This is a genomic window from Bacillus pacificus (assembly GCF_020861345.1).
GTDB classification, from domain to species: Bacteria; Bacillota; Bacilli; order Bacillales; family Bacillaceae_G; genus Bacillus_A; species Bacillus_A pacificus.
Genome location: NZ_CP086328.1, coordinates 4837995 through 4859838 on the forward strand (window position 1 = coordinate 4837995; position 21844 = coordinate 4859838).

The following is a 21844-nucleotide window of genomic DNA, read 5'->3' on the forward strand; positions in this document are numbered from 1 at the left end:
CCTGTAAATAGATTAAATGGTCCATACTTAAAACCAACCGAAAACGCTTCCAACATCAATTAATAGAAATTAGTTAGCAAGCTAACTAATTCTGACCTTTAAAATTTTCTATCTTTTCTGTCAAATTCCTCTTTTTTTCTTACATATAAAATTCGACTTTTTTCTCTTTAAAATAAAGGGGACTATTCATACTTGAAGGGATATATAGAAGAAAAATAAAAAAGACCCCAACATATTAATTACTTACTAATATGCTAGAGTCTTTATTTTTTTTGAATAATTGTATTTATATGTCTCATACTAATACATTTGCAAGGAATAGAATAAATGATGTTAATACTACCGCTCCACCTAATGATCCTAATAAATCTGTTTTTGTTACTTGTAACACTTGTTCACTGTTCATATTCCTCATTCTCCTTTCATTTTGTATAATGTAAAACTTCTATTACACTAATACACTTGATAGAAATACGATTAATGCTGTTAATACTACCGCTCCACTTGCTGATCCTACAAAGTCACCTTTTGTTACTTGTAATACTTGCTCTTTCATTTTGCATTCTCCTCTCATTTTTCTTTTGTTACAAAGTTTTTATTATACTAACACGCTTGATAGAAATACGATTAATGCTGTTAACACTACTGCTCCACTTGCTGATCCTACGAAGTCACCTTTTGTTACTTGTAATACTTGCTCTTTCATTTCTTTCATTCTCCCTTCATTTGTTTTTTGTTACAAAATTTTTATTATACTAACACGCTTGATAGAAATACGATTAACGCTGTTAATACTACTGCTCCACTTGCTGATCCTACGAAATCACCTTTTGTTACTTGTAATACTTGCTCTTTCATTTTGCATTCTCCTCTCGTTTTCTTTTGTTACAAAACTTCTATTATACTAATACGCTTGATAGAAATACGATTAATGCTGTTAATACTACTGCTCCACTTGCTGATCCTACGAAGTCACCTTTTGTTACTTGTAATACTTGCTCTTTCATATTATGTATCCTCCTCTTAATAAGTTATCTATATGTAATTTCTAAGAAATGTTTATTTCATAGTTTTTATGTTGACGTTACATTAAATTTAATAACGTAACGTTTGTAACATTAATGTAACATAACTATTGTTACGTTGCAATATAATTACGTAAATTTTATTACACTTTTTTTACGTTTTTTTATAAACATCCTAAAAAACCTTGATTTAATGCATTTTCTACTAACTTCATGTTTGTAACATTCATGTAATATTACAGTCATATAACGAAACATCCCCATATCCACCTCTACTTTTGTTACAAATTAACATAAATCTTTCATTAATAAAGTGGAATCTATCAAATTCTTACTGATAGTTCATGAGAGGTAAAATACAATCTTTCCAAGATAAGTTTATATGTTTCCTCCATATAACTATGTATAATAAAAACAAAGAGGTGGTCATTTTGAAATTAATCGCATTAGATATGGATGGAACACTACTATCATCTAGTCTTGAAATCTCCAAAGAGAACTTACAAGCTATCCAAACTGCAAAAGAGGCTGGTCATATAGTCATGATTTGTTCTGGTCGTGCAAAAGAGGACGCTTTGAAATTATTGGAAGAATATAAACTATCTCTTCCGGTTGGAGCGAGCAATGGGGCAATTGTTTATGTGGATGGAAAAGTAATTAACTCGCGTTGTTTACAAAACGATAAAGTATACAAGCTTGCAAAATTACTAGAATCTGAAGGTTTTCCTTATAAGCTATATACGAATAAAGGAGTTTATTCTCCATATACATGGCAAGATCAAGTCATGCAAGCGTTCGAAGAGAACAAGCATGCACTAGATGTTACACTTGAGGAACTTGAAAGAATTACAGAAAAACAAAAGAAATCAAACTTAATTACTGATTTCCAAAAAATCGAAGATGTTGTAAATAATCCAGAATTAGAAATATCTAAATTCTTCATTTTGACGTTTAACGCAGAGCATCGTACACAGCTATTAAGCGTGTTACAAGAAGACACCGATATTTCAGTTACAGCATCCGCTCCTACTAATGTAGAAATTATGGATAAGCATGGTCATAAAGGGAACGGTCTACAAGAAATGGCCGCTTATTTCAATATACCAATTGAAGATACTATTGCAATCGGGGACAACTTTAATGATGTGCCAATGTTACAAGTAGCTGGCTTATCAGTGGCAATGGGAAATGCTGAAGAAGATGTAAAAAAACTATGTGATGTTGTCACATTAACAAATAATGAACATGGTGTTGCTCATGCAATCGAGCAATTTGTATTAAAACAAACTTCATCTAGTAAATAAAAAAAGGACTCTTTCAGTTTCTGAAAGGGTCCTTCTCTTTTATACATGATGACAAGCAACAAAGTGCTCTTCACCAACATTACGGAATTCTGGTACCGTTTGTTTACAAATATCTGTTGCAAATGGGCAACGTGTATGAAAGCGACAACCTGAAGGTGGATTCGCTGGACTTGGAATATCACCCTCTAGTATAATTCGCTCTCGCTTCACTGTTGGATCTGGTATTGGCACAGCGGATAACAATGCTTTTGTATACGGATGAAGTGGATTTATAAATAACTCATCACGTGGCGCTGTTTCCACAATCGTTCCTAAATACATAATTCCAATCTTCGTACATAAATGCTCTACTACGCTTAAATCATGTGAAATGAATAAATAAGATAGTCCTTTTTTCTCCTGTAACTCACTAAATAAATTAATGATTTGTGCTTGAATAGATACATCTAGTGCTGCCACAGGTTCGTCAGCTACAATAAATTCTGGATTTAATACCATAGCTCTTGCGATAACGATACGTTGACGTTGTCCACCAGAAAACTCATGAGGGTACCGGTCAATATGATATGGAGCTAAGCCACATAACTCTAATACTTCTGTCACCTTCTCACGAACATTTTCTTTCGTCGCTAATCCGTGAGCTAACATCGGCTCACCAAGCGCTTCCCCAATTCTCATTCTCGGATTTAATGAGCTAAATGGATCTTGGAAAACAAGTTGCATATTAGGACGATGTTTTCTCAATTCGTCCTTAGATAAAGAGTGAACATCTTGCCCTTTAAACTTCACTTCCCCTTCCGTTTTTTGAACGAGACGTAAAATTGTTTTTCCTATCGTCGTTTTTCCGCTTCCCGATTCACCAACGAGGCCGAACACTTCACCTTTATTAATAGTAAAACTTACCCCATCAACTGCTTTTACATGTCCAACCGTTCTACTAAATATGCCGCCTTTAATTGGAAAATATGTTTTTAAGTTTTTTACTTCTAGTAATGGTTCACTCATTGTTCCGCACGCTCCTCATATAACCAGCAAGCAACTTTATGATTCTCATCATGTACATTCAAACTTGGCACTTCTTCTCTACATATTTCCATACAATGCTCACAACGGCCGCTAAAGTAGCAAAACTCATCTAAACCAACTAAATTAGGAACTTGCCCTGGAATAGAATATAGTTTATCTATTCGTTTACCCATCACTGGTTTTGATTTCAACAAACCTTTCGTATACGGGTGTTTCGGATTTTTGAATATCTCTAGTACTGGGGCTTCTTCAATAACTTTCCCGCCATACATAACGACAACATAATCAGCCATTTCCGCTACGACACCTAAGTCATGTGTAATTAATAAAATCGACGTTTTAAATTCTTCTTTCACTTGTCTTAGTAGATCCAATATTTGAGCCTGAATCGTAACATCAAGAGCCGTTGTCGGTTCATCCGCAATTAATAACTTAGGATTACAACTAAGTGCAACAGCAATCATAATACGTTGTAACATACCACCACTTAGTTCGTGTGGATAAGAATGGACGATTTCATCCGCACGAGCTATGCCGACTTTACAAATTAACTCAATCGCCTTCTTATATGCTTCATTTTTACTAAGCAGTTCATGCTCCCTTAACGTCTCTACAATTTGTTCCCCTACAGTAAATACTGGATTTAGCGATGTCATCGGTTCTTGGAAAATCATCGCAATATCATTCCCTCGTAAACTACGAAGCTCTTTCTCTTTCATTCCTAAAAGACTTTTTCCTTCATATAAAATATCTCCACCTACTACACTGCCTGATTCAGCAATAAGTCCCATAATAGATAAAGCCGTTACACTTTTCCCGCAACCAGATTCACCTACAACACAAACAGTTTCACCTTCTCGAACTGTAAAACTAACATGATTCACAGCTTTTACTGTTCCTTCTTCTGTCTGAAAGTGTGTTTGTAAGTCTTTCAACTCTACTACCGCTTTACTCATATTCCCTCACCTACCGTCTCATCTTTGGATCTAACGCATCACGAAGTGCATCACCAAGTAAATTAATGGATACAACTGTTATAAAAATTGCAAAACCAGGCGGAATCCATAACCACGGACGCTTTTGGAAATCAATTAATGAGTTCGCTGCACTAATCATATTCCCCCATGACGGTGTAGGCGGGACGACCCCGAGACCTAAGTAGCTTAGTGCGGACTCCCCTAAAATAGAACCTGCAACACCTAATGTGGATACAACAATTAATATTGGTAAAACATTAGGAATTAAGTGATATATAATTTTCCGGTAATCTTTTATCCCTAGCACATCAGCAGCTTGCATAAATGCTTGCTCTCTAAGTGATAAAATTTGACCTCTTACAAGGCGTGCAAGCCCCGGCCAACCTACTAAACTTAAAATAATCATAATGACATATAGACGATAATCAGACGGTACTTTCCACTCCGATAAAATCGCACCCATTATAATAAGTAATGGTAATCCTGGCATCGACATTAAAATATCGGCAAGACGCATAATAATATTATCAACGATGCCACGATAAAATCCTGCAATAGCCCCTAATACAGCTCCTAATATTACTGATAAAACCATAGAAGCTAGGCCAATCGTTAATGAAATTCGCCCTGCTTGCATAAGCCTCGTTAAAATATCTCTCCCTAATTGATCTGTACCGAGCCAATGAGAAAAACTAGGTGGCTTGTTAATTAACGCAACTTGTATTTTCCCTGATGCATATGGTGAAAAGAACGGACCGATAAAACAAAATAAAAACATAAAAATTAATGCATACAATCCTACGAGCGCCATCTTATTTTTCTTTATCTTTTTAAGAGCTTGTCGCCACGGTGATGATTCATTTTTCCTTCTCTTTTTTTCTTTCTTCTCTGCAATCGCTGTAACAGTTTCCATCTCGTTTCCCCCCTTTACTTCAACCGAATACGTGGATCAACAACTGCATATACAATGTCTGCGAAAAAGTTTGAAACAATCGTTAAACAAGAAAGAAACATCGTAAATGCCATCAATACTGTATAATCACGGAAATTAAGCGCCTCTAATTGAATATTACCGATACCTGGCCAGTTAAAAATTTGTTCTATAATAATGGCTCCAGAAAACAATCCAGGTAACTCGAACGCAAGCAATGTAATCGCCGGTAAAATTGCATTTTTTAATGCATGCTTATAAATAACAGTCTTCTCCTTTAAACCTTTCGCACGTGCTGTTCGTATGTAATCTTGTCTAACAACCTCTAACATACTTGTTCTAAAATAACGAGTTAATGAACCTACTCCAAGAAGTGTCAAAATAAATACCGGTAAAATCATATGTTTTGCAACTTCTATCACATAAGCAAACCCAGTAGAATTACTGCCAACATCAATCATCCCACCTATCGGTAATAATTTAAAATCAACTGCGAACACTTTAATTAAAAACAAACCGATAAAGAAGGAAGGAAATGACATCGCTGCAAAAACACCAATTGTTACAAGTTTATCGAATAAAGAATGTTGCTTCGTTGCTGAGAATACACCGATAATAAGTGCAATTAGCCAAATAAAAAATAATGCAATAACTGCTACACTAAACGAGTTCCAAATAAACTTATTTAATAGTGATGTTACAGGTTCTTGATATTGAAGCGAAAAACCAAAGTCTCCTTGCAATGCATTACCTAACCAATGAAAATAGCGCTCGACAATTGGTTTGTTCAATCCATACAATTCCCTAAGCTCAGCTGCTCGTTCCGGTGTAATCTTTGGATTTGAATCAATATAATCACCCGGAAGAAGTGCGAACAGGAAGAAGATAATAATTGATGTTCCAAACAGTGTAGGAATCATTTGTAGCAACCTACGAACGATATATGTTTTCACCCTTTTTCTCTCCAATCTAATGCTTAAAATAGAAGAACATTTTTTCAAATCGGCACATTACTAACCGAATGAAAAAATGTCTTCTACTTATACATTCTTCTCGTTATTTTTCAAATGATAATACTGGTAAGTTTGCACTAATACTATTGTATTTTTCAGGATCAATTCCTTTTATATTCCCGTTATAACCAGTAATTGTTCTGCGATAGTTTAAGAGAATTACTGGTGGATCATCACTTAATTCTTTATAAAGTTCTTTATAGATTGGTTTACGTTTTTCAATATCTACCGTTTCTATACCTTTTTGAATTAACTCATCTACTTTTGCATTTTTATAACCAAGACTCTTCTCATTCGCACTAGATAAATATTCACCAGCTGTTTCACTTGGGTCACTTGTAATCGGTGTTGAAACAGAAGCTAAGTCATAATCACCTTTATTAACTTTTGAAAGCATTGTATTAAAGTCCATGAATTCAGGGTTAAATTCTACACCTATCTCTTTATAATTCTCTTTAGCAATTGGAATTAATAAATCACTATCTTTAGCCGAACTTGGACCGAAATACGAAAGTTTTAATTTTTGACCATCTTTTTCCCGAATTCCATCCGAACCAACTTTCCACCCTGCTTCATCTAGTAACTTTTTCGCTTTTTCTTTGTCATACTCATATTTATTAACGCCTTCTTCTGTGTAAGCCCAAGAAGTCGGATGAATTGGTACATTCGCTACCGTACCGTATCCTTTGTATGCTGTATCAACATATTTTTTACGATCTAATCCGTAGATAAGCGCTTGGCGAACCTTTTTATCCTTTAAATACGGCTTATTATGATTCATATAAACATAACTAAATGATGGTGCTGTTTCGATTTGGATATTTGCGAATTGTAAAGCTTTAGCCTGTTCAAGAACTTCGTCACCAGTACCTAAGCCTGTGTGGTCAACCTCACCTGTTTGAAATAACTGCAACTTCGTATCGCCAGAAGTAATTTTATAAATGAAGTTTTGAATTTTTGGTTTACCCGCATAGTAATTTTCATTTGCTGTAAAACGAACTTCTTGACCTGGAATATACTTTTCAAATTTATATGGACCCGCAGCTAGTGGTTTACCATATAGATCTTTTAAGTAATCTAAACTTGTATTTTGTTTGTAATCTTTTCCGTAATAAGCTTTTGATAGTACCGCGTTACCAAAAACAAATATAGCTTGTGAATTAACCTTTTCAGTCGTAATTTTTATTGTTTGTGGATCGACAACTTGAATACCTTCAATTGAAGTTGCTTTTCCTTCTTTATATTCTTTACCACCTTTAACTGCATATTGAGAGATGTCCACTTCGCCTTCATATGCCTTATCGTGTAAAAGCGTCAATGTAAACGCTACATCATCCGCTGTTAATGGCGAGCCATCGCTAAATTTCAAATCTTTACGTAAATGGAATGTATATGTTAACTGATCAGAAGAAACGTCCCACTTCTCAGCTAATTCTGGAATTGGTTTCCCTTGTTTATCGGTTGATATGAGAGATGCAAAAATAACTGAAGTTACGTTTCCGTCCCAACCATTTTGTTGGAAATATGGTAAAAATACGCCTCCTGGTTTGTTAATCCCAACTACTAACGTATCTTTTCTATTCTTCGCTTTATCTGGCACTTTCGTTTTATCTGTCGCAGCGATCTTTTCAATTTTTATATTTTTTAAATCCTGCTGTTTAACTGGCTCTGTAGAAGCCGTCTCTTCCTGTCCCCCACAAGCAGATAACACAAGCGAACTACTCAGTAATACCGAAAATACACCAGCCCATTTTTTTGTCTTTTTCTTCATTGTCCCCACCCTAACTTTTTAATAGTGATACCCTTTGAACTTATTAGCTTATGTATGCCTCCCACAGCATATTTATAGCCAATCGGAAAAGTCGGTTTTAATCGTAAAAAAATAGATGTTTTTGAGGGGTAACAATCATATTCCGACCTTTCCGGTAGACTTTATGGTTATTAGCTTATATCGTCCGTTATATTTTGTCAATTCTTTCTAAATAAATATTTTGAGAATTTTTTCAAAATTATTGTTCTATCTTTAATTTAGGTAAACTTAACAAGATACCGTTATAGTTATCTTCTTGTAATCCTTGAATGCGTGCATGATGTGCAGACACAACTTTACTATTATTTAAGAAGATTACAGGCGGATCTTCACTCAACTCCTGGTACAACTTTTTATAAATTTCTTTTCGTTTTTCAATATCTAATGTTTCTAGTGCCTGCTTCGCTAATTCATCTACTTTCGGATTATGGTATCCATCATAGTTTCGTTTACTTGTTGAAACAAACTCTTCAATCGTTCCACTCGGATCATCAATCATTGGCGTAGATACCATTGCTAAATCATAATCACCTTTTATCACTTTTGAAATCATCGTATTAAAGTCCATATATTCTGGGTTAAACTCTACACCAAGCTTTTTATAATCCTCTTTCATCACCGGGATCATTACATCATTTATTTTACTTGCAGAAGAAGCAAAATAACTTACCTTCAATTTTTGACCATCTTTTTCGCGGATTCCATCTGAACCAGCTTTCCATCCAGCCTCATCCAATAATTTCTTTGCTTTCTCTAAGTTATACTCATATTTATTAATACCTTCTTCTGTATACGCCCAAGAAACTGGCGTAATCGGTACATTAACGAGTGAAGCATAACCTTGGAAATACGTATCAACAACTTTTTGACGCTCTAATCCGTAAATAAATGCTTGGCGGACACGCTTATCTTTAAAGTATGGTTTCTTATAATTCATTTTAATGTAGCCGTAAGAGCTTCCTGTATATACATTAATATTGGCAAAACCTAAATCCTTTAACTGTTCAATCGTCTCCGTATTTGTCGTAAAACCATCATAATCTACTTCCCCGGCTTGAAATTGTTGTAGCTTTGTATCACCTTTTGAAATTTTATAAATAAAGTGCTCAATCTTCGGTTTTCCTTCAAAATAATTTTCATTAGCTACAAATCGAACCTCTTGACCAGGAATATATTTATCTAACTTATAAGCTCCTGCTCCCACCGGCTTCCCATACAACTCTTTTAAGTACTCCAAGTGTCCTTGCTTATACTCTTTCCCGTAATAAGCTTTAGATATAACTTCTCCACCGATTAATGATAGTGTTTGGGCATTTACCTTTTCAGTCGTAATCGTAATTGTTTTCGGATCAATGACTTGAATTCCCTCAATAAAGGTTGCCTTTCCTTCTTTATACGCTTGCCCACCCTTTATTGCTGTTTGACTTATATCAGTCGCTCCACTATAAGTTGGATCGTGTAATAGCGTTAATGTAAATGCTACATCATCTGCAGTTAGTGGTGATCCATCACTAAACTTTAAACCATCTTTCAAATAGAACGTGTATGTAAGCTGATCCTCCGAAATATCCCACTTCTTCGCTAAAATTGGAATTGGTTTTCCTTCCTTATCGAGTCCAACAAGAGGTGCAAAGATAGCTTGCGTTATATTACCATCCCATCCATTCTCCATAAAGTGCGGAAGGAATATCCCTCCAGGACTCGGCATTCCAACTACAAAAGTATCTTTTCTTTCTTTTGCTTTTACGGGACTTTTTGCTTTGTCGCTCGCCTGAATAAATTCATCTTTTACTTTCGGTACGTTCCCAGCTTCGTTTGTACTCGCTTCTTCTTGACCACATCCGGCTAGTAATACTGATACACTCAAAAATGTAGCAATTGCTCCTTTAAAAACATTTTTCATTGCACTATCACCTTTACCTTCTTAATTTTTAACGATGTAGGAACATAGGACTCCTTTCTACAACTATATTCATTATTCCTATAAAAATAGTATGAATTAATTTCAAGATTATTCCTTTCCTTTAAATATGTCAACCGTTCTCTTTTATTTCTTATTAAAAAATTAAAAATTCACTTCTATTCGTTCCGTATGAAACATAGAATACTAATAACCAATAACCAAAAAGGGGGCGAAAACATGGACAACCTATTCCAATACGTCCTGCACTACGTATTATTAACAATTATGATAGTCGGGGCGCTATTACTATTCCCATTCTTCCCAAAGTTCGTCCTCTTTTTAGCTTTTTTTATTATGCTCGGGATCGCTATTATCATTTCGACAAGAGAAGATACGACACAACAAGAAAACAGAGTTCAGCGTGTAAAGCTGTAACTCTGTTTTTTTTGTTTTCAATCATGCTTTGCTGTTACACATACTTATGTCTCGGGAAATAATTAACCGATCTAAAAAGCTCCTAATACTATTTATGTTTCACAACCTATGCAAGTTACGAAACAAAGATTTATCAAATTTACTGTTTCACGTGAAACACAACTTTTATTTATCTCTTAAAGCAAAACAGCAGTATAAAAAGCGAACCCCTTCAGTAAAACTGAAAGGATTCGCTTTTTATTTTTCACTCCACAATATTCTCTAACTCATTATATAACTCCGCTCGTAACAACTCTTTCTTCGTTTTTTCTTCATACAATTGTTCAAGCATTTCAACATCAACTACTTGTTCCATCTTACACTCAAGCGTATATATATCTTCTTCAACATGCATTAACTCGGTTTCAATCTCCTCAATATTCCTAACTTCTTTCTTTTTTACAGGGACTGTTTCCATACTTTTTCTTCCTTGGCGTCGCTGCTTTATCACTTGCGTCTCGAGCTTTTCCTCCCACTTTTGACGCGCCCATGCATAGTTCCCTGCAAACTCAAATAATTTACACTCATCAATCCAATACGTCTTTTCAAATAACTTATTTAAAAAATAACGATCATGTGAAACAGCTAAAATCGTTCCATTATATTGTTCAAGAGCTTCCTCTAAAACTTCTCTTGATTCAATGTCGAGATGATTTGTTGGCTCATCTAAAATTAAAAAATTGATATCTTGATACATAAGTTGCGCAAGTCTTAACCTCATTTTTTCTCCACCGCTCAGTTGCGTTACTTTCTTAAACACCGCTGGACCATAAAATAAAAACTTAGCTAATATATGTCTCGCTTCTCCCTCTGTTACAGCTACACATTCCCTGAAAGCCTCCAATACATTACTCTTCATATTTCCGTACGCATGCTGGGATAAATAACCGATTTTCACACTACTTCCAATTCGAATTTCTCCAGCGTCTGGTTCTATTTCTTCTAATAATAACTTTAATAGCGTTGTCTTTCCTGTACCATTACGACCAACGATAGCTGCACGCTCTTGAAAACGAACATGTAAATTTGCTTCGTTAAATAAAAGATGTTCCGCAAATCTTTTACTCACTTCTTTCATTACAACAACATCTTTTCCACTTCTCTCTTGCCCTTCAAACTGAAGTCCCATTTGTTTTCGTTCTAAAATAGGTTTCTTTAGTTTTTCCATACGTTCCAGTGCACGTTCCATACTTCTTGCTCTCTTATGCAATCCTTCATTTGGAGGATTCGCCTGATTTGCCCATTCACGTAGTCGCTTAATTGCTTCTTTCATTTTCTTTATTTTCTTTTGCTGTTCTTGATAAGCCTGAAACTCCTGAAGCAACCTTTCTTCCTTTTCCTCAACAAACTGAGAATAGTTTGTATGATACACGTGAATCTCTCCATCTTCTAAATCAAAAATCTTCTTTACAACTTCATCAAGAAAATAGCGATCATGTGAAATAACCATAACTGTTCCGTTGTATTCTTTTAAAAATTGCTCTAACCATTCGACTGCAAATAAATCTAAATGATTGGTTGGTTCATCTAATAAAAGTAAATCTGGTTTCTGCAACAGCATGTATGCAAGGCTTACTTTTGTTTGCTCCCCACCACTTAGCTCCAGAAATGATCGATGGAATAGTTCTGTCACCTGTAAACCATTTGCTACCTTCATAATGTTCGCTTCGATTTCATAACCACCAAGAAACGCAAACTTTTCTTGGATGATTCCGTATCTCTCCATTAATTTTTGTAAAACAGAAGATTCCTGTTCTTCCGCCATATGTTTTTCTAAAGTACGCATTTCTCTTTCTAATTCCTTTTCTATTTTAAAAGCGGAACTCAATACTTCATATACAGTCATACTTTCATCAAATTTCGGAATTTGTGCTACATGCCCAATACGTGTACCTTTCTTTATATGAATGGCACCTGCATCCAAACTTTCCATTCCAGTTAAAAGCTGAAAGATTGTTGTCTTTCCACTACCGTTACGACCAACTAATCCAACACGTTCACCATTCTTTATTTCAAGCGATATATTTTCAAATATGATGTTTCCACCAAAAGATTTCGTTACATTATTTACACTACAAATTGTCATTTTCCGTACTCCTTTCAATATAAAAAACCATGGGGAAGAAACACTCCCCATGGTTTTCGGCATAGAAAAAGGAAGCTAAATAGCTCCCTTTTCACACGTTTATTAAAAATGGGTGAAGAGATTTCTATCGTTCTATAGCTACTATGCAATTGTTAAAAAAGGGCAGACGTATCCCGTTAACAACTACATCATGAAAAATCGCACGACAAAAATAGATAAAATCTAAAAATTTGGCACGTGCAGCTAAAGAACGTTTCATCTCATTCACCTCTTTCGTACGGAATTTAATACTTACTTCTTTATTATACTTTCCCATTCCATGTTTGAATAGTCATTTTTCTGAAAATAATGAAGATAGACTAAACATTTCGATAAGTGACATCAAATCTTACAAAACTGTTATGTTCACGTAATGGAAAGCGATAGTACGAAAAGATGCCTCCCTATACAATAAAGATGTAAACAAAAGAGACACCAAAAGGAGGAAACAATCATGATGAAGGAAATCGTAAAAGCAATCTTTGAGGTATTAGTGAACGGACAAGCAGTTGTAAAAGAACTAAACGAACTATAAAAAGGAGTGAAAGAATATGATGAACATGGTAAAAATGATTTTACACGCTTTAGTTGATGCAAAAGCAGTTAGCCAAGAATTAAACCAACAATAAAAAGGGGTAAATGAATATGAAGAAAGCCATTATTGTAATCGCAAGTACAGCAATTGCCTTTTACACAATAAAAAATAGAAAAAAGAAGCACAATAAAAACGATCTATATTATCCATACACATTATTAAAGAAAAAATAAAAGACAAGGTACCCTATCTTAATGAGGATATCTTGTCTTTTATTTTTCCTATTCCCTTTAAAGGATTTTCCTCTTCTTTTCCCGAATGTATTAAGCGGGATTTTTACACATATTTTAAAGGGGCATATATACAAATGGATACACAACAACTATACTTTTTAAACGATATCGGCAAACAAAAACCAGAAAGCATCCGGAATAGAAGCGCTGCATGTCCTTTTTGTGACAGAGAAAATTTAACGGATATTTTAGCAACTGAAGGCTCAATTATTTGGCTAAAAAACAAATTTCCTACATTAAAAGATACATTTCAAACGGTGCTAATCGAAACAGATAATTGTGAAGATCATATTGCGACATATACAGAAGAACATATGCGATCGTTAATCCGTTTCTCCATTAAACATTGGTTAAACTTACAGAAGAATGAAGAATTCACATCTGTAATTTTATACAAAAATCATGGTCCATTCTCAGGTGGAAGTTTGCATCATGCACACATGCAGATTATTGGAATGAAATATGTAAACTACCTCGATAACGTAGAACAGGACAATTTCCAAGGAGTAATTGTACAAAAGAACGAACACATTGAACTCAACATTTCAGATCGTCCCATTATCGGTTTTACTGAATTTAATATCATTATTGAAGATATTGGATGCATAGATGAACTAGCAAATTATATTCAGCAAACTGTACGTTACATACTGACAGATTTCCATAAAGGATGTAGTAGTTATAACTTATTCTTCTATTACTTAAACGAAAAAATCATTTGTAAAGTTGTTCCTAGATTTGTCGTTTCACCGTTATATGTAGGATATAAAATACCGCAAGTTTCCACAAAACTAGAAGACGTAAAAATACAACTAGCAGCGTATTTCACAAAACAAAACGACGCGATTATCCATAAAAAAATAGAGTAGGTATCAAAAACCTACTCTTTAATTACACCTTTATTTCGATAGTACACATCTTCTAATCCGATGTTATACTTCATGTTATTATCCGTCCACTCTGGCCCTAAATTCCCTGGCCATCCAGATGTATTTGCTATATATTTTAATAACGCAAAATCCGTCAAACCTTTTTGCACCCCGCGCTTATATCCTTTCATTAAATGCGGCATTGCAATTTGCGCATTTGTACGTGGATCTTTCAGCTCGTCATCAGTTAAATGATCCGGTGCAAGTCCACCACCGCGATGCAATTGAAACAATCCGAATGAAGTTCCGTTATCTCCAACACTTCTTGGATTTAATCGACTTTCATGTTCGGCAATTGTAAGAGGTATCCATTCTGGAAGATTGACTTTCTTTGCTTCCTCTATAATAATTTGTTTCATCTGTTTTGCTTCTTCTGAGTCAACATAGCTTGTCTCATTTACTAATTTGCCCATTCCTTCAGACTTTCCTTGGAAATATAAGTACACTCCAAGAACAACTAAAAATCCTACAAAGAATTTCTTCACTACCTCTACCTCTTTCTCCGCTGAAATTTGTCCCCTTTCAGCCTTCTTCCCTTTACAATTACCCACATTCTATCATTCTCTTACTCTTTTATCATAGCAAATAACTATACATATTATCATCATGCTTTAGACCGATTTTGTGAAAAAACAGCTGGTAAATACGTGCAAAAATGTAACTTCCATAGACTACAACGTATTTCTTGTATATAATTGTAAATTGAACTCTACATATAGAATAGGAGCAGACCGAATGAAAAAGTGCATAATACTCTTGTTCAGTATTTTACTTCTTATCCCTATCCACACCTTTGCACAAACGTCATCAAAACCAAAAGTACTTGTTTTATATAGTACAAAAGAAGATAAAATTACAAATAATATTCAAATTCTTAACACTCAATTAGGACATTTTACAAACGATATAACTACGAAAAGTTTAAACAAGGCTCATGAAATTACTAATTCATCTTCTTATACACATATCGTCTATATCGGTGAACAAAAAGAAGAGTTTCCTACTGAAGCAAAACAACTTATAGAAAATTTCTCAGGTCCAGTATTAGTTTTAGGGCAAAATGTTGAACAATTATCTAATCGCTTTTCATTCATTACCCTAAAGGATAATGATATACGAACTAATAAAATCGAATATCCAAGTAATAAATTAAAAAACACTCTAGAAGAAGAACGTTTGATTCAATCTTTTGATACAAACGGAACTATTCTTGCTAACGCTTTAAGCTCAAATAACAAGAACCCACTAATCGTTCAACATGAAACATCTTACTACGTTGCAACACCAAATCTCTTTGACTGGATTTCTCATTACGTCGGTGAAATGCTATTTTCTTACTTTGGACAAAAACCAACGACAAATAAAGTAGAAGCTTATTTACGTCTTGAAGACGTTCATCCAGCCGCAGATATAAATCAATTAAAAGAAATTGCTGAATTACTAAAAGAGAAAAAGATCCCCTACATGATGACAGTCATACCAGTATATAAAGATCCTGATACAGGAAAGACAGTACATTTAAAAGATAAACCCGAACTAGTCGATCTTTTACGCTCTATGCAAGACGATGGTGCAGCAATTATTATGCATGGTTATACTCACCAATTTTATGATAGTGAAACCGGTGAAGGTTTTGAATTTTGGGACGTAAAAACAGACCAGCCAATTCGTCAACCAAATCATGAACAACCAAAATCAAAAAATGACTTTCCTACTATAGATGCCTATAATGCATACGTAAAAAAAGGGGAAGAATTTGAAGAAAAATATACAACTGATCATATTGAAAAAGGCATTCAAGAACTTGTAGATGCCAAATTATATCCTGTCGCATTTGAAGCACCACATTACACGATGTCTCAAAAAGGATATGAAATACTATCAAGATACTTTTCAACTTATGTAGGACAACTACAGTTAAGTGATACAACTTGGAAATCCATGCACTCACCATTTTATACAAGTACCCCATCCTTTTTACATGGCATGAAATTAATGCCTGAAACAGTTGGATTTATTGAAGAAGATAAGCCACATGCTATCGCTAAAATGAAAGAACGTGCTGTATCTGTTGCAAAACTATCTGACGGCATTATCGGTGCATTCTATCATCCTTACTTAGGTGTGAAACCATTAAAAGAAGTACTAAAGGATCTAGAAAGTATTCCAAATATAGAATGGATTGATTTACAAAAAGAAACAAATGAAGTGAAAATGAAGGATATTCATATTACTACTAATAAAGATGGCATTCACGTTGAAAAACCAACGAGCGCAAGCGACGTAATGGATTATGTAAAACAATATGGATTCTTCCTTATACTTGGTTTCTTCATCATTGTCTTTCTATTGTTATTAAGACGTGCAAAAAAATTAGAATCCTAAAATAAAACCACCAAGCAAAATGCTTGGTGGTTTTTTAACTTAAACCAAAACGCGGCATATTATTAATAACCCATTGATTATTTTCATAAATAAATTCAACTTCCACTTTTTCCGTTACATTATCATAGTCATTATACGTTTCTACCTGCGCTTTTATTTTTCCATCCTTTAACTCGGCAGAAATAATTTTTGTAAATTTAGTTGCTGCTTTTGATCCTGGATCTCCAATAGCATAGTACATTTTTCCATTTAACTCTTTCATATACTTACTCTTCATATACTCTGCTATAAATGATTTTGAGAAATACGTAGATAGCGTAGTCTCTAAATTATCCTTCGTATTATAAATAGGGGTCACTAATTCCCCGTATGAAAAATCCCCTACTCGTTTTGGATTTCCTGTTAGTGCAGCCATTTGAACATTAGTAAGTTCCTTCTGTGCATTCCATACTTTCTGTAACATAACATCATCTGCTAATTTCTTATCTTTTACTTCATTTGATTTCTTTGTATCTAGATTCATGATAGTGCCATTATCCGTATAGAGGTACATATCTCCTGCTACAAAATATAAATAAGATTTAGTTGGTTCAACCGCTTTATTATAAATTACTTTTTCATTTCCTCCATTCATTCTCTTCTTATATACTCCATCCTTTTTTATATAATAAAAAGTGTCCCCTTTCACATTCATCTGCAAGGCATCCTTTACCAATAACTTTTCATTATTTTGTTGAACGTCTATTTCATATATGCCATGCTCAGCTTCATTTGTTTCAAAAGGTAACGAAAAGTCGACAACAGCATATAATTTTTCATTATCATATGTAGCACTAGATATTGTTGCATAATTTTCTTTTGACCAAGTTTTATTATCTTTTGTAACTTGTGTTCCACGATTTTTATTCCAATGTAGAATACTATCATCTATCGTTTGAGACCAACCAGAATTTTTAAATGCCGCTTCTTCTTCCTGTCCCGTTTTCAAATCCATTTTTACAATCCCTACAATATCAAAACCACCATGCTCAGAATATTTTTTCGGATAAAATAAAGTTTGGTCTTTTATATAAACATAATTTGTATCCGCTTTTAACGTGTCTAGCTTTTTGTTAGATATATCATACTTCATTAAAGAAGATAATCCCGCATTCTTATCTTCATCCGTATGAATAAAATATAAAACCTTGTTTTTTATATTTATGTAAGAAGCATTTACACCTTCCACTACACGTTCCGAAGTCTGAAATTGATCTTTCGTACGATAAATGCCTCCTGTATTTTCATTACCATTTACTGCATAGTAAACCCATCCATCACTCTCTGCCATCTTCCCTTTATTAGAACTGTTTCCAACCGTATTGCCATTTTTCTCATTTTCTTTCATCTGTTTTTCAACTACTGGATCAATTTGTTCTTCTTTATTTTCTTGTGTTACGTTTGAATTGATAGCCTTTTTTTCTACTTCACATCCAAACGCTGCAAGTGAAAGTGTACCGATCATCATTGTAATAGCTATTTTTTTATATGCTCTCCCCATTTTCTTCCCTACTTCCTTCATCAAATTAAACACATCATAAATTATAGAAAATATTAGAAAAAATATCCATAATAAAAAGGATAAGAATAACTCTCCTATCCTTTTAAATAAAGTAAAACTTTAATTAGTGGGGTTTTGTCCATCCCCCACTGGTTATTAGTTGAACCAATCAGGCTTTTACGGGCAGTTGATCTCCCACCTAACTCCTCCGCATTAGTCGAATTTTGAGGTGGGAGTCTTATTGCCCGTTAATGTGGGGTAAAATTGAATCGTATTTTCATATATCGTTTTCATAACCTTATCAACAGACATGTTTTTTATAACACTAATTTCCTTTAGTACCTCTCTAATCATTCCCGGATGCGTCATAACATCGTCTTGAAACTCCCACGGTCCATCTGTTTCTACCATCATATATTCAAGAGGATAATACGAAACAATTTTTCTAATCTTATCCTTATGTAAAACATCTGGTGTAATAGAAATATAATAACCGTTCCTCATCATACGTTTCATTGTTGTTTCACTTCCTTTAAACCAGTGAAAGTGTGCACGCGAAACTTTATATTTCTCCAATAAATCACATACAATATCAGCATCTTCATACACTGCATGCAATATAATTGGTAAATCATATTTACTAGCTAGTTCAACAAACCGTTGTAACACTGATATATACGAATTGACAGCAATGCGCTCATCTTCTTTTCTTAAATAATACGGTAAGCCAACTTCACCAATCGCAACTATATCCTCTACATGCTCTTCAATTAATTTATAAATTTTCTCACATTCTTCTTTATGAATCGGTTGCTCCGGATGAAAACCTATTGCTGGATGTACAAAAGGATATCGCTTTGCTAAGGATAAAGTTTCTTTACTTGATTGATAATTCATAGATACTGCAATAAGCCCCTTTATCTCTTTACTATGCTCCACATCTTTAAGTAATTTACTTTTCTCTTCATCCTTATATTGGTCAACATGTATATGACTATCAATCCACTTCACCTTTATTCCCCCATAAAAAAAACAAGAAAGGATCTCCCTTCTTGTTTTGTCATCTATATTATTTAACAATTAAGTTTGTTATGATATCAAATAATCCAATACATACTACGGCAACAGTAAAGTAGCTACAGAAATCTTTAATTGGAAACTTCACTACTTCTTCTTTACGCATCCCACTCTTCTCCCTTCTTACTATATCCCTAATTATTTTTATCTATTTGTATCTATTATGCAAAAAATATGACAAATTTACTATCGAATTAACTTACGTAAACCTTACAATGTTGTAAGGTTTATAAAAAGGGCCTCATCTCCATACAGATGAGGCTATTAAAAAGTAGTTGGTTTTTCATTCTTCATTCATATTACAAACAGAAAGTAATACAGTGAGACTTTCTAATTACACTATATAAAATTCACTATCTTTTAACCATCGAATTACATTACAGAATACTTACATGTTTGTAAGCTATGTGTAATGTAATTCGATAGTTTCTCTTACTGACATCTCGTACAATAAAGTTAGCAAGTAAGCCAAATAAGAAGAACACTCACATAACCAAATTACATTGCTAGTAGCTACTCTTCTTATACCTTTCACTCATGCTACTACAATGTACCCCCTTCCCCTTTATATATTAAAAAAAGCCTTAGTCCATATGGACCAAGGCTTTTTTGTACACATCAAAATACCCCTACCCAGTATTTTTATTTTCGACAAAAAATAGGTGGGGGTATAATTCGCTATCTCATCGCTAAAAGTTTACTCTTTGCATTAATGGGAATATTTACAGCTTCAATTTCTTCAATTGACTCGCCGTAGCGTCCTTTTGCGTACACTTTTAATGTTTCATCTCTCTTTAACATATGCTTAACAGTCTTCTTTATTTTTTGTTCTCTTCCACGTTCGTCAAATGCAATAAATTCATATTCATACCACTCATCGCCAATATGCTGACCAATTGTATTCACAACCGTATAGTATTCTTTCGTCTTATAAAATGGATTATATTTATCGATAACCGGTCCAAGTTTCGTAGGTAGTAACATTATTACTATGACTATCATCGCTATTATAGTAGTGATCATTTTTTTCTTCATAATAAACATTCCTCCTCTGCAGGATATATATACATCCATTTTAAAAAGAAGGAATACAATCTACTATTGAATCTCATTACATTACACTTACATTTTTGTAAGAATTAAAAAAAGGTGAACGAATTTACTCGTTCACCTTTTAGCTCGCTTTAAAGCCTCCGCCAAGTACATCACGTACATCATGGATAACGACGAAAGCATCGTCATCTACTCGACTAATAACTTGCTTTAACTTAACAAGCTCTTGTTTATTAATAACAACATATAAAACTTCTTTATTTTTACCAGTATATCCGCCGCGCCCTTCTAATACAGTAACGCCGCGTGTCATGTTTTTCGTAATAGCCTCACGTATTAACTCTGGTTGATTTGAAATAATTGTAACAGCCGTTTTTGTGTCCATTCCTTCTACAATAAAATCAATTACTTTCGCTCCGATGAATACTGCAACAAGTGTGTACATCGCTTTTTCTTGCCCTATTATAAATACAGAACCAGCAATTACAACGATATCAATAATAAGTACACCTTTTCCGACACTCCAACCTAAATATTGATTTGCTAACCGTGCTAAAATTGCCGATCCCCCTGATGTACCTCCAGCTTTGAACATACAGCCTAATCCGATACCGACAAATACACCAGCAAATAGTGCCGCTAATAACGTATCACTATTTACATGGTACTCAATATGTTCCGTAACATATAAAAACAAAGATGTTTCTACAATCCCTAAAATTGTATAAACCATCGTTTTCTTATCAAAAAATTTATAACCAACAGCTAGTAAAATTGCATTTATAGCAAAATTCACAATCCCCGGCGACCAATCAAATAAATAGTACGTAACAACCGTTAAACCAATAATTCCACCCTCTGATAGACGGTTTGGAATTGCAAAGTAATTAATACCAATTGCGAATAATAATGAACCAATTGTAATTAGTGTTATTTCCTTTATACGTTGATTAACCATAGTTCATACCCTCCCCCCATTTGACATTGTATCACTATCTCCTAGAGGTTTAGAAGTTGTTTTTATTCAGCATTTTTCCTCATAAAGACCAGGATATTATGTTTAAACAGAGGGGTGATTAATTATTCACATTTGCTCTAACTATACGGACAAATTGCTCCACATTCCCCTTCTGAATATACTTAGCTCGGATGGTTTCATGATTACAAGTAAATTCAAAATACGGACGGAAATCTATGCTTTCTATATGCAAATATGAGTATTCTTTAAATGTTGAAGGATAGTAAGGAAATTTCCCGTAAAACAGGAGACGTCTAGTAGTCGCAACAAAAATCCCATGTTGATAACATAACGTGAAATGTTCCTTCTCAAAAACCCCCACCACAAAGGCTAAAACATTTTCGTCATTCCCTAAAAACTTTTTTATACTTAATAAAAGTTCATTCATGCATTCCCCTCCAAATACTATTCTTGAAAAGAATACAT

Annotated in this window: 24 protein-coding genes; 5 read left to right on the forward strand and 19 right to left on the reverse strand. The window is 34.1% G+C overall.

The features are described from left to right. Positions 1-295 precede the first annotated feature (295 nt). The 5 genes from LMD38_RS24855 to LMD38_RS24875 are packed head-to-tail and all read right to left on the reverse strand — an operon-like array spanning position 296 to position 1007. Positions 296-406: a DUF3948 family protein gene (locus tag LMD38_RS24855; protein ID WP_001083700.1), complete on the reverse strand. Its 111-nt coding sequence runs from the start codon at positions 404-406 to the stop codon at positions 296-298. A gap of 42 nt (positions 407-448) precedes the next feature. After that, complete coding sequence (locus LMD38_RS24860) at positions 449-556, reverse strand: DUF3948 family protein (RefSeq protein WP_000664237.1); 108 nt, start codon at positions 554-556, stop codon at positions 449-451. Between the two features lie 42 nt (positions 557-598). After that, positions 599-715: a DUF3948 family protein gene (locus tag LMD38_RS24865; RefSeq protein ID WP_000661718.1), complete on the reverse strand. Its 117-nt coding sequence runs from the start codon at positions 713-715 to the stop codon at positions 599-601. 35 nt (positions 716-750) lie between these two features. Continuing rightward, complete coding sequence (locus tag LMD38_RS24870; protein WP_000664237.1) at positions 751-858, reverse strand: DUF3948 family protein; 108 nt, start codon at positions 856-858, stop codon at positions 751-753. A 41-nt stretch (positions 859-899) separates the two neighbouring features. Further along, complete coding sequence (locus LMD38_RS24875; protein ID WP_000664237.1) at positions 900-1007, reverse strand: DUF3948 family protein; 108 nt, start codon at positions 1005-1007, stop codon at positions 900-902. A 449-nt stretch (positions 1008-1456) separates the two neighbouring features. Between LMD38_RS24875 and LMD38_RS24880 the strand changes: the two genes are divergently transcribed. Continuing rightward, the gene (locus tag LMD38_RS24880; protein WP_029141034.1) at positions 1457-2329 is read left to right on the forward strand and encodes a Cof-type HAD-IIB family hydrolase; all 873 of its coding nucleotides are present in this window, start codon (positions 1457-1459) and stop codon (positions 2327-2329) included. A gap of 39 nt (positions 2330-2368) precedes the next feature. On the opposite strand, the gene LMD38_RS24885 is transcribed toward LMD38_RS24880, so the two are convergent. The 6 genes from LMD38_RS24885 to LMD38_RS24910 form a co-directional block, all read right to left on the reverse strand. Further along, positions 2369-3334: an ABC transporter ATP-binding protein gene (locus LMD38_RS24885; RefSeq protein WP_016716293.1), complete on the reverse strand. Its 966-nt coding sequence runs from the start codon at positions 3332-3334 to the stop codon at positions 2369-2371. Then, positions 3331-4311 carry an ABC transporter ATP-binding protein gene (locus LMD38_RS24890; protein ID WP_227585575.1) on the reverse strand — a complete coding sequence of 327 codons (981 nt, stop codon included), beginning with the start codon at positions 4309-4311 and terminating at the stop codon, positions 3331-3333. The genes LMD38_RS24885 and LMD38_RS24890 overlap by 4 nt, the downstream gene beginning before the upstream one ends. A gap of 10 nt (positions 4312-4321) precedes the next feature. Further along, positions 4322-5245: an oligopeptide ABC transporter permease gene (gene opp4C / locus LMD38_RS24895; RefSeq protein WP_061183213.1), complete on the reverse strand. Its 924-nt coding sequence runs from the start codon at positions 5243-5245 to the stop codon at positions 4322-4324. 14 nt (positions 5246-5259) lie between these two features. Next, on the reverse strand, positions 5260-6216 hold the full coding sequence (locus LMD38_RS24900) for an ABC transporter permease (RefSeq protein WP_000860737.1): 957 nt from the start codon (positions 6214-6216) through the stop codon (positions 5260-5262). Positions 6217-6319: 103 nt separating this feature from the next. Beyond that, positions 6320-8047 (reverse strand): ABC transporter substrate-binding protein, encoded by a 1728-nt coding sequence (locus LMD38_RS24905; protein ID WP_061183214.1) that lies wholly within the window; start codon positions 8045-8047, stop codon positions 6320-6322. Between the two features lie 238 nt (positions 8048-8285). After that, positions 8286-9989, reverse strand: a complete 1704-nt coding sequence (locus LMD38_RS24910; RefSeq protein WP_061183215.1) for an ABC transporter substrate-binding protein — start codon at positions 9987-9989, stop codon at positions 8286-8288. Between the two features lie 237 nt (positions 9990-10226). Between LMD38_RS24910 and LMD38_RS24915 the strand changes: the two genes are divergently transcribed. Then, positions 10227-10424 (forward strand): hypothetical protein, encoded by a 198-nt coding sequence (locus LMD38_RS24915; protein ID WP_016716287.1) that lies wholly within the window; start codon positions 10227-10229, stop codon positions 10422-10424. Between the two features lie 244 nt (positions 10425-10668). Here LMD38_RS24915 and abc-f read toward each other — a convergent pair whose 3' ends face one another. Together abc-f and LMD38_RS24925 are read right to left on the reverse strand one after the other, a co-directional pair. After that, positions 10669-12549 carry a ribosomal protection-like ABC-F family protein gene (abc-f, locus tag LMD38_RS24920; RefSeq protein WP_016716286.1) on the reverse strand — a complete coding sequence of 627 codons (1881 nt, stop codon included), beginning with the start codon at positions 12547-12549 and terminating at the stop codon, positions 10669-10671. A gap of 124 nt (positions 12550-12673) precedes the next feature. After that, positions 12674-12808: an RAxF-45 family protein gene (locus LMD38_RS24925; RefSeq protein ID WP_000830641.1), complete on the reverse strand. Its 135-nt coding sequence runs from the start codon at positions 12806-12808 to the stop codon at positions 12674-12676. Between the two features lie 419 nt (positions 12809-13227). On the opposite strand from LMD38_RS24925, the gene LMD38_RS24930 reads away from it, so the two are divergent. Continuing rightward, complete coding sequence (locus LMD38_RS24930) at positions 13228-13356, forward strand: hypothetical protein (RefSeq protein ID WP_003266122.1); 129 nt, start codon at positions 13228-13230, stop codon at positions 13354-13356. Between the two features lie 134 nt (positions 13357-13490). Next, complete coding sequence (locus LMD38_RS24935; protein ID WP_073530332.1) at positions 13491-14285, forward strand: DUF4931 domain-containing protein; 795 nt, start codon at positions 13491-13493, stop codon at positions 14283-14285. A gap of 11 nt (positions 14286-14296) precedes the next feature. Here LMD38_RS24935 and LMD38_RS24940 read toward each other — a convergent pair whose 3' ends face one another. Beyond that, positions 14297-14830, reverse strand: coding sequence for a transglycosylase SLT domain-containing protein (locus LMD38_RS24940; protein WP_000713259.1), 534 nt, complete (start codon positions 14828-14830; stop codon positions 14297-14299). A 250-nt stretch (positions 14831-15080) separates the two neighbouring features. Here LMD38_RS24940 and LMD38_RS24945 point away from each other — a divergent pair, with 250 nt between their 5' ends. Then, complete coding sequence (locus tag LMD38_RS24945) at positions 15081-16730, forward strand: DUF2334 domain-containing protein (RefSeq protein ID WP_073530333.1); 1650 nt, start codon at positions 15081-15083, stop codon at positions 16728-16730. A 34-nt stretch (positions 16731-16764) separates the two neighbouring features. Here LMD38_RS24945 and LMD38_RS24950 read toward each other — a convergent pair whose 3' ends face one another. The 5 genes from LMD38_RS24950 to LMD38_RS24970 form a co-directional block, all read right to left on the reverse strand. After that, complete coding sequence (locus LMD38_RS24950) at positions 16765-18270, reverse strand: DL-endopeptidase inhibitor IseA family protein (protein ID WP_142238303.1); 1506 nt, start codon at positions 18268-18270, stop codon at positions 16765-16767. A gap of 213 nt (positions 18271-18483) precedes the next feature. Further along, the gene (locus tag LMD38_RS24955) at positions 18484-19281 is read right to left on the reverse strand and encodes a TatD family hydrolase (RefSeq protein ID WP_061183218.1); all 798 of its coding nucleotides are present in this window, start codon (positions 19279-19281) and stop codon (positions 18484-18486) included. A gap of 744 nt (positions 19282-20025) precedes the next feature. Then, the gene (locus LMD38_RS24960; RefSeq protein ID WP_000728419.1) at positions 20026-20382 is read right to left on the reverse strand and encodes a YxeA family protein; all 357 of its coding nucleotides are present in this window, start codon (positions 20380-20382) and stop codon (positions 20026-20028) included. Positions 20383-20521: 139 nt separating this feature from the next. Continuing rightward, complete coding sequence (locus LMD38_RS24965; protein WP_000248047.1) at positions 20522-21358, reverse strand: YitT family protein; 837 nt, start codon at positions 21356-21358, stop codon at positions 20522-20524. A 118-nt stretch (positions 21359-21476) separates the two neighbouring features. Next, positions 21477-21806, reverse strand: coding sequence for a PH domain-containing protein (locus LMD38_RS24970; protein ID WP_061183219.1), 330 nt, complete (start codon positions 21804-21806; stop codon positions 21477-21479). Positions 21807-21844: the final 38 nt, after the last annotated feature.